1 protein-coding gene and 1 pseudogene are annotated in these 432 nt (G+C 47.7%); both read left to right on the top strand.

Going from position 1 to position 432, the window contains the following annotated elements; all coding sequences use genetic code 11:
- A partial coding sequence (locus ACTHUM_RS20030) for a holo-ACP synthase (RefSeq protein ID WP_440404011.1) occupies positions 1-181 on the top strand: 181 nt, incomplete at its 5' end.
- A gap of 154 nt (positions 182-335) precedes the next feature.
- A pseudogene (locus ACTHUM_RS20035) lies at positions 336-432 on the top strand (NTP pyrophosphohydrolase); the annotation flags it as partial.

Genomic DNA, 432 nt, shown 5'->3' on the forward strand with positions numbered 1-432 from the left:
CATACGCGGAGTGGTGTCTTTCCGCAATATCGGTGTCGGACATGACGCATTGGGCAAACCTGAATTGTTTTTTGCACCGGCTTTGACAAAATGGCTGAAAGAGCAGGGTATCAGCGGCTGTCATCTCAGTATGAGCGATGAAGAGGATACCGTCATGGCTTTTGTCATTGCGGAAAAATAAGGCCGGATTTAAGTATTCTGAAATAGAAAATCCTTTTCAGACGGCCTGAAGGGTTAGGTATTTGTTGAAGGTCGGGCGTATAGGCCCGACATCGTTTTTTTACGCATAAATCGGTAGGTGTCGCCGCCTGCCACATATTAAGAATAATCTCATGATGACTGAAGACACACGTCCATTGGTGCAAGTGGTTGCCGGAATTTTGCTCGACCAAAACGGTCGCTACCTGCTCAGTTCACGCCCCGAGGGTAAAC

This window comes from Neisseria sp. P0021.S006 (genome assembly GCF_051956895.1).